Here is an 8,378-nt window from a genome sequence, read left to right on the forward strand (position 1 = left end):
GGCACGCGCGTCCGCCGCGTTGGCCGAAAGCCCGAGGAGGCCCACTACGAGGGCGTCCGGCCGCCTTGCGGCCACACATGCCAGGACACCTCGCTACCGGGCAAACCTTGCCGGTCGCGGCACTAGCTGCTTTCCCTGCCGAGGCGTTCCGCGGGCCGGGCCGGGCGGTGCTTCACTCGGCCGCCTCACGTGCCGCGCACGATTCCCGCCCGGGCCTGAGCATCGGAAACAGGCGGTCCCGCCGCGCGCATACGGCCTCACGCATATGCGAAAGGCATCACCGCCCGGCGGCGGCCCCGGGGCTCAAGGCTCTGCGGCCGCGCCCCGGCAACGGCACCACCGCAGGGCTCCCCACCACGGGACTCGGCCCGCGGGCCGTCGGCACCCGCCCCACCCGAGAGGAACGATCTTCCGTGACGACTCTGGACGACCGGCTCGCCCCGTCCCCCTCCTCCGCCGTACCCGGCACGGCCCGGCTGCGCGTCGTACTGCTGCTGGACGTGCTGGACGGCAGACAACAGCGCTTCCTGGAGGCGTACGAGCAGATACGCCACCAGGTGGCGGCAGTGCCCGGGCACATCAGCGACCAGCTCTGCCAGTCGCTCGGGAACTCCTCGCAGTGGCTGATCACCAGCGAGTGGGAGGGCAGCGAGCCGTTCCTGGAGTGGGTGGAGAGCGCCGCGCACCGCGAGATGGTCGAGCCGCTGCACGGGTGCGTGCGGGACACCAGGTCGCTGCGGTTCCTGATCACGCGCGAGACGCCGGAACAAGGCGCACAGGGTGCGCAGGGCGCTCAGAGCGCGCAGAGCGCGCAGAGCGCGCAGAGCGCGCAGGCCCCGGCGAAGCCGTCGGCGGCGCCCGTCGCGGCCACGCCTGCCGCCGGGCTCGACCCGGTGCCCGCGCCGCCGCTGTGCTCGGGCGGGGTGGTGCGGCACGCGATCACCTTCACGGTGAAGCCGGGCAGCGAGGAGGCGGTGGCGAAGCTGCTGTCCGACTACCGCGCGCCGCAGGCCCAGGTGGACGACACCACGCGGCTGCTGCGGACGTCGCTGTTCATGTACGGCAACAGGGTGGTGCGGGCGGTCGAGGTGACGGGAGACCTCGGCAACGCGCTGCGGCACGTGGCGGCGCAGCCGGAGGTAAGGGCCGTCGAACAGGCGATCAACCCTTACCTGGAGGAGGACCGCGACCTCACCGCCCCCTCCTCGGCGCGGGCCTTCTTCGCCCGGGCGGCGCTGCCCGCGGCAAGCCACGAGACGGACCCGGCCGCCGCGCCCGGCACCGACAGCGGCGAACCGCTGACCCGGCAGGCGTTCTTCTACCCGGTACGGCCCGGGCACGGCGCCGACGCGGCCCGGCTGCTCGGCGCCCTCGACGCCGCGGCCGCCGCCGACCCCACGCACCCGCTGGCCGCGGCCACGGTCTTCCAGCGCGACGACACGGTGGTCCGCGTGATCGACATCCACGGGCTCCCCTCCGACGGCCCGGCCGCACCTGTCCCCGCGGACGGCCCGACCGACGTGCTGCGCGAACTCCTCGTCCCGGGCGAGCCCGCCGACCCCACCGGGCTCGGCCACGGCGGCCACCCCATGACCCCCGTCACGGACCGCACCTCGCGGTGACGCAGCAGCCCCGTACCGCCCGCAGAACGCCCGCAGAACACCTCACCCCCGCCCCGAAGGAGCCGCAATGACGAACAAAGTGCGCCTCGTGCACCTGGACGACACCAGCCCGAACCGCCGTCGCGGCGGCGACCTGCGGGCTCTGCTGACGCCCGCGTCGGTCGGCGCGACCAGCGGCTTCATGGGCGTGGCGATCATCCAGCCGGGCGAGCGGATCGGCGAGCACTACCACCCGTACTCCGAGGAGTTCGTCTTCGTGCTGAACGGGGAGATGGAGGTGGACCTGGACGGCGCGAGCCACCCGCTGCGGCCGGACCAGGGCCTGCTGATCCCGGTGGACATGCGGCACCGGTTCCGGAACGTGGGCGACACGGAAGCGCGGATGGTCTTCCACCTGGGCCCGCTCGCGCCCCGCCCGGAGCTGGGCCATGTGGACACCGAGGAGACCGAGGAGACCGAGGGCGCGGCGAAGGCGGCCGGCAAGGCCACCTCGGCGCCTCCCGACCCGGCCAAGGCGCGGGCATGAACCGCCCCGACGGGCGCGGCGGCCCGAACCCGAACCCGAACCGCCCGAACGGCGGCCGACCGAACGGAAACCACCCGAACGGGGACCGCCGGGTCGCGGTCACCGGCCTCGGGGTGGTCGCCCCCGGCGGCATCGGCGTGCCGGCCTTCTGGGACCTGCTGACCTCCGGCCGTACCGCCACCCGCGGCATCAGCCTCTTCGACCCGGCCGGCTTCCGCTCCCGGATCGCCGCGGAGTGCGACTTCGACCCGAAGACGGCCGGGCTCGGCGCCGAGCAGACCGAACGCGCCGACCGTTACACCCAGTTCGCACTGGCCGCGGCGCGCGAGGCGATCCGGGACAGCGGTCTCGACCTCGCCGCGCAGGACCCGTGGCGGGTCGGGGTGTGCCTGGGCTCGGCGGTCGGCGGCACCACCCGGCTGGAGCGCGACTACGTCAAGGTCAGCGCGTCCGGGAGCCGTTGGGACGTGTCGCCGCAGGAGGCCGGCGCGCATCTGCACCGGGCGTTCCAGCCCAGCGCGCTCGCCTCCGAAGTGGCCGAGGACATCGGCGCGCACGGCCCGGTGCAGACGGTCTCCACCGGCTGCACCTCGGGCCTGGACGCGGTCGGCCACGCCTTCCACGCCGTGCAGGAGGGCAAGGCCGACATCATCGTGGCCGGCGCGGCGGACTCGCCGATCTCGCCGATCACGGTCGCCTGCTTCGACGCGATCAAGGCCACCTCCACCCGCAACGACGACCCGGCACACGCCTCCCGCCCGTTCGACGCGGACCGGGACGGTTTCGTGCTCGGCGAGGGCTCGGCGGTGCTGCTGCTGGAGGAGTGGGAGCACGCCCGGCGGCGCGGCGCCCGCATCCTGTGCGAGCTGCGCGGCTTCGCGACGTTCGGGAACGCCTACCACATGACCGGACTGACCACCGAGGGCCGGGAGATGTCCGAGGCGATCGACCGGGCGCTGGCCGACGCGCGGATCGACCGGACCGGCGTGGACTACGTCAACGCGCACGGCTCCGGCACCAAGCAGAACGACCGGCACGAGACGGCGGCGGTCAAACGCTCGTTGGGCGAGCACGCGCGCACGGTGCCGATGAGTTCGATCAAGTCCATGGTCGGGCACTCGCTCGGCGCCATCGGGGCGATCGAACTCGCCGCATGCGCACTGGCGTTGACGCACGACGTGGTGCCGCCGACCGCCAACTACGAGACCCCGGACCCGGACTGCGACCTGGACTACGTGCCGCGCACCGCGCGAGCGGTCCGGCTGCGGTCCGTGCTGTCGGTCGGCAGCGGCTTCGGCGGCTTCCAGTCCGCGGTGGTGCTCGCACACGCCGAGAGGAGCACGTCATGAGCGGGTCCGGCAGCGGTCGCGGGCAGGCGGTGGTGACCGGGATCGGCGTGGTCGCCCCGAACGGCGTGGGCACCGAGGCGTTCTGGAAGGCGGTGCAGCTGGGCGGTTCGGTGCTCGGCCCGGTCCGCCGGGAGGGCTGCGAACGGTTGCCGCTGAAGGTCGCGGGCCAGGTCGAGGACGGCTTCGACCCGGCCGGGCTGGTCGAGGACCGCTTCCTCGTACAGACCGACCGGTTCAGCCACTTCGCCATGGCGGCCGCAGAACTCGCCCTGGCAGAGGCCCACTTGGCGGCCGACCCGGACTCCCCGTTCTCGATCGGCGTGGTCACCGCGGCGGGTTCGGGCGGCGGCGAGTTCGGCCAGCGCGAGCTACAGCAACTGTGGAGCAGCGGGCCGCAGTTCGTCGGCCCGTACCAGTCCATCGCCTGGTTCTACGCGGCCAGCACCGGCCAGGTCTCGATCCGCGGCGGCTTCCGGGGGCCGTGCGGGGTGCTCGCCGACGACGAGGCGGGCGGCCTGGACGTCTTCGCGCACGCGAGCCGGACCATCAGGCGCGGCACCGACGCGATGGTGGTCGGCGCCACCGAGGCCCCGCTCGCGCCGTACTCCGTGGTGTGCCAACTCGGTTACGACGAGCTGAGTCTGGCCACCGACCCGCGGCACGCCTACCTGCCGTTCACCGACGACGCCTGCGGCTACTCCCCCGCCGAGGGCGGCGCGATGTTCGTGGTCGAGGAGGAGTCGGCGGCCCGGCGGCGCGGCGCGCGGGTACGGGCGGTGGTCGCCGGGCACGCGGCGACCTTCACCGGCACCCGCGGCTGGCGGCACTCCCGGGAGGGCCTGGCGCGGGCGGCGCGGGGCGCGCTGGCGGAGGCCGGCTGCGCGCCCGAGGAGGTGGACGTGGTCTTCGCCGACGCGCTCGGCGTGCCCGAGGCCGACCAGGCCGAGGCGCTCGCCATCGCCGACGCGCTCGGGCCGCGCGCCGCGACCGTGCCCGTCACCGCCCCCAAGACCGGGTTCGGCCGCGCCTACTCCGCCGCCTCGGCGCTGGACGCCGCCGCGGCCGTGCTCGCCCTCGAACACGGCGTGGTGCCGCCCACCCCGAACGTGACCGAGGTCCGGCACGACCTCGACGTGGTCACCGGCGAGGCCCGCACCGCACCGCTGCGCACCGCGCTGGTGCTCAGCCGCGGGCTGATGGGCTGCAACGCGGCGCTGGTGCTGCGCGCGCCCGAGTCCCCCCGTTCCCCCCACTGAAGGAGAAGTACCCATGAACGAACGGATGAACGCGACCGCGGACGGCCCCGTCACCTTCGACGAGCTGTCCGACCTGATGAAGAACCGGGCCGGGCTGTCGGTGGACCCGTCGGAGATGGCGTCCAACCCGGCGACGACGTTCGAGGAGTTCAACCTCGACTCGCTGGGGCTGCTGGGCATCGTGGCCGAGCTGGAGAAGCGCTACAGCCGCACGATCGGCGACGAGGCGGAGACCTGCAAGACCCCGCACGAGTTCCTGGCGAGCGTCAACTCCCAGCTCAACGCCGCCGCGGCCTGACCCGTAACGGCACCCCCGCCGGCACCCGCCCCCGCACCGTACGAGAAGGAGCACAGCTCATGGCAGCATCGACCGCAGGGCACACCGAGAACGAGATCACCATCGCCGCCCCGGTGGACCTCACCTGGGACCTCACCAACGACCTGGAGAACTGGACACAACTGTTCAGCGAGTACGCCGCCGTGGAGATCATGGAGCGCGACGGCGACAAGGTCACCTTCCGGCTCACCATGCACCCCGACGAGAACGGCACCGTTTGGAGCTGGGTCTCCGAGCGGGTCATGGACCGCCGCAAGCTGACCGTGCGCGCCCGGCGGGTGGAGACCGGCCCGTTCGAGCACATGGACATCCACTGGGAGTACGCCGAGGTGCCCGGCGGCACCTCCATGCGGTGGGTGCAGGACTTCGCGATGAAGCCGACCGCGCCGGTCGACGACGCGACCATGACCGACCTGATCAACCGCAACTCCGTGGTCCAGATGGAACGCATCCGCGAGCGCGTCGAGAAGCAGGCCGCCGAGCGCGGGCTGTCCGCGATGCCGCCGCGCACCGCCGAGGGGGCGTGAGTACGCATGCACCGCAGCCTCATCGTGGCCCGGATGGAGCCGGATGCCGCGGCCGCCGTCGCCGAGGAGTTCGCCGCGTCGGACCGCGGTGAACTGCCCGGGCTGATCGGCGTCACCGGGCGCAGCCTCTTCCGGTTCCACGACGACCTCTACCTGCACCTGATCGAGGCCGACCGGCCGCCGGGGCCCGAAGTCGCCAAGCACACCGGGCACCCCGAGTTCCGCCGGATCAGCACGGCGCTGGCACCCTACGTGTCGGCCTACGACCCGGTGAACTGGCGTGAGCCGAAGGACGCGATGGCCCAGGAGTTCTACCGCTGGGACCGAGGGTAGGCACTCCGCCCGACCAGTTCCCCCACGCCCCTTGGCCGGCGGCCCTCTCCTCACGGAGGAGCCGCACAAGGTCAGGGGCGCTGGGGGTACCCCCAGGCGAAGCTCTGGGGGTGGGGGCACCTCCCGGCGAAGCCAGGGGGGAGAACTGCGCGACAAGCCCCCACCGGTGGGTGGTCCTGGAACCGACAGAACCACCCACCCCGGAGGGTCAGTTCACCCGCGATTCAAACGCGTGAAGCTGGGGGTTGACCGGTCGCACCGCGGTGACGGGGAGGCCGGCCTCGGCCATGAGCGCGGTCATGCTCGCCCGGGAGTGCTTCGCGCCGCCGACGTTGAGCAGGAGCAGCAGGTCCATCGCGGTGGTGAAGCGCATGGAGGGGCTGTCGTCGACGAGATTCTCGATCACCAGGACCCGGGCGCCGTGGTCAGCGGCGGCCACGACGTTGCGCAGGGTGGCGCGGGTGCTGGCGTCGTCCCATTCGAGGATGTTCTTCAGCACGTAGAGGTCGGCCCGGACCGGGATCTCGGTGCGGCAGTCGCCGGGCACGAGCCGGACCCGGTCGGCGAGCGCCCCGCCGTCCCGCAGCCGGGGATCGGCGTGGGCGACGACGTCGGGCAGGTCCAACAGGGTGCCGTGCAGGCCGGGTTCCTTCTCCAGCAGCCCGGCGAGCGCGAGTCCCTGGCCGCCGCCGATGTCGGCGACGCTGCGGACGCCGGTCAGGTCGACGTACGCGGCGAGATCGCGGGCCGCCTGGCGGCTGGAGGAGGTCATCGCGCGGTCGAAGACGCGGGCGGAGTCGGCCGCATCGGTGTGCAGGTACTCGAAGAAGCTCTTGCCGTAGAGGTCGGTGAAGACGTCCCGGCCGGACCTGACCGCCTCGTCGAGGCGCGGCCAGGCGTCCCAGGTCCACGGCTCGGTGCACCACAGTGCGATGTGGTGCAGGCTGCCGGGCGCGTCCTCGCGCAGCAGCCGTGACATGTCGGTGTGCGTGAAGCGGCCGTCCGCGGCCTCGGCGAACACCCCGTAGCAGGCGAGCGCGCGCAGCAGCCGGCGCAGCGGCTCGGGTCGTACGTCGAGGTCGGTGGCCAACTCCTCGGCGGTGCGGGGGTCTTCGCCGAGGGCGTCGGGAAGTCCCAGGCGGGCGGCGGCGCGTACGGCCGCGGCGCAGGCGGCGCCGAAGACGATCTCGCGCAGCCGCATCGAAGCGGCTCCCGCGCCGGCCCCGGCGGCTTCGGCGGCGGCTTCGGCCGTGGCAGGGTCGGACCCGGGCGCCTGGCGCGCCTGTTGGGCCTCGGTGTCCGGGGTGGTCGTCATGGTGCCGCCCTTTCTCGTGGCGTCATGGCGGATTCGGGCACCGCAGGTCAGCAGTGGCCCGCGGGCAGGGAGACCTGGCAGTCGTTCGCGGTGAAGGTGTTGCCGGCGCCGTGGTCGCGGTCGGCGAGGTCGGCCGGGCCGTTGTGCAGCAGCGTGTTGTCCCGCACGGTGTTGCCGGAGTTGGGCTTGCCGGCGAAGCTCGGGAAGAGCACGACGCCGCCGGACAGCGGGGAGGCACCGACGTTGCCGGAGACCTCGTTGCCGCTGAGCACGGTGTTCTCCACGCCGGTCAGCACGATGCCCGAGCCCTGGACGTAGGGCAGGCGGGCGCTGGCCGGGCAGTAGGCGTTGTTCGCGTCGACCGTGTTGCCGGTGACCGTCATCTCGCCAGCGCGCGGGGTGTTCTCGTCGCCGACGAGGAAGACGCCGGCGCAGTTGCCGGAGATCGTGTTGGCGTCGACGGTGACGCGGCGCAGCCGGCGGACGACCAGGCCCATGTGGTTGCCGGTGAGCGAGTTCCCGCGGATCTCGGTGCCCTGCGTGTCGGTGGCGCCGCCCTCCTCGGAGACGACGTTCGCCACGAACAGCCCCGCCTCGCCGTTGCCGCTCGCCTCGTTGGCGGTGAACCGCGAACGGATCGACTTCTCCTGGCCGATGCCGTACTGGCCGTTGGCGTCGGCCCGCACATGGCTGACGGTGAGGCGGTCGGCGGAGGTGGCCCAGAGGCCGTACTTCGCGAAACCGGTGACCGTCAGGGACTCGACGCGCACGCCGGCGGCGCCCGTGACGCAGAGGCCGTCGCCGGCCCCGGCACAGGCGACGGCGCTGGTGCCGGTGCCAGCGCCGGTGCCGGTGCCGGCGCTGGACGGGATGCCGGTGCTGGTCGCGGTGCCGGTCGGGGTGCTCGTCTTGCTGTTCGGGGCGGACGCCGCCGTGGCCGGGGCCAGTACGGTGCTGCCCGCGCCGGTGCCCCGCAGCGTCACGTCCGGCGTGCTGATCTGGACGCTGCCCCGGTACGTGCCCGGCAGCACCAGTACGGTGTCGCCCGGCGCGGCCGCGTCCACCGCCGCCTGGATCGACTCCCCCGGGTGCACCACCCGCAAGGAGGCCGCC

At 73.5% G+C, this 8,378-nt stretch carries 9 protein-coding genes; 7 read left to right on the plus strand and 2 right to left on the minus strand.

Features of this window, described 5'->3' with window-relative positions; all coding sequences use genetic code 11:
• The first annotated feature begins 413 nt into the window (after positions 1-413).
• From AC13HU_RS25240 to AC13HU_RS25270, 7 genes are all read left to right on the plus strand, one after another.
• Complete coding sequence (locus tag AC13HU_RS25240; RefSeq protein WP_483044233.1) at positions 414-1,622, plus strand: SchA/CurD-like domain-containing protein; 1,209 nt, start codon at positions 414-416, stop codon at positions 1,620-1,622.
• A 67-nt stretch (positions 1,623-1,689) separates the two neighbouring features.
• The gene (locus tag AC13HU_RS25245; protein WP_483044234.1) at positions 1,690-2,148 is read left to right on the plus strand and encodes a cupin domain-containing protein; all 459 of its coding nucleotides are present in this window, start codon (positions 1,690-1,692) and stop codon (positions 2,146-2,148) included.
• Positions 2,145-3,497, plus strand: coding sequence for a beta-ketoacyl-[acyl-carrier-protein] synthase family protein (locus AC13HU_RS25250; RefSeq protein WP_483044235.1), 1,353 nt, complete (start codon positions 2,145-2,147; stop codon positions 3,495-3,497). The genes AC13HU_RS25245 and AC13HU_RS25250 overlap by 4 nt, the downstream gene beginning before the upstream one ends.
• The gene (locus tag AC13HU_RS25255; protein WP_483044236.1) at positions 3,494-4,753 is read left to right on the plus strand and encodes a beta-ketoacyl synthase N-terminal-like domain-containing protein; all 1,260 of its coding nucleotides are present in this window, start codon (positions 3,494-3,496) and stop codon (positions 4,751-4,753) included. The genes AC13HU_RS25250 and AC13HU_RS25255 overlap by 4 nt, the downstream gene beginning before the upstream one ends.
• A 13-nt stretch (positions 4,754-4,766) precedes the next feature.
• On the plus strand, positions 4,767-5,051 hold the full coding sequence (locus tag AC13HU_RS25260; protein WP_483044237.1) for an acyl carrier protein: 285 nt from the start codon (positions 4,767-4,769) through the stop codon (positions 5,049-5,051).
• A gap of 59 nt (positions 5,052-5,110) precedes the next feature.
• On the plus strand, positions 5,111-5,617 hold the full coding sequence (locus tag AC13HU_RS25265; RefSeq protein ID WP_483044238.1) for an SRPBCC family protein: 507 nt from the start codon (positions 5,111-5,113) through the stop codon (positions 5,615-5,617).
• Between the two features lie 6 nt (positions 5,618-5,623).
• Entirely contained in the window at positions 5,624-5,950 is a 327-nt protein-coding gene (locus tag AC13HU_RS25270) for a TcmI family type II polyketide cyclase (protein WP_483044239.1), read from the plus strand.
• A 208-nt stretch (positions 5,951-6,158) separates the two neighbouring features.
• Here AC13HU_RS25270 and AC13HU_RS25275 read toward each other — a convergent pair whose 3' ends face one another.
• Positions 6,159-7,151 (minus strand): methyltransferase, encoded by a 993-nt coding sequence (locus tag AC13HU_RS25275; protein WP_483044241.1) that lies wholly within the window; start codon positions 7,149-7,151, stop codon positions 6,159-6,161.
• 161 nt (positions 7,152-7,312) lie between these two features.
• Positions 7,313-8,378, minus strand: a 1,066-nt coding sequence (locus AC13HU_RS25280) for a right-handed parallel beta-helix repeat-containing protein (RefSeq protein WP_483044240.1), incomplete at its 5' end; no start/stop codon positions are given.

The sequence above is a fragment of the Streptomyces sp. NH27 genome (genome assembly GCF_056859195.1).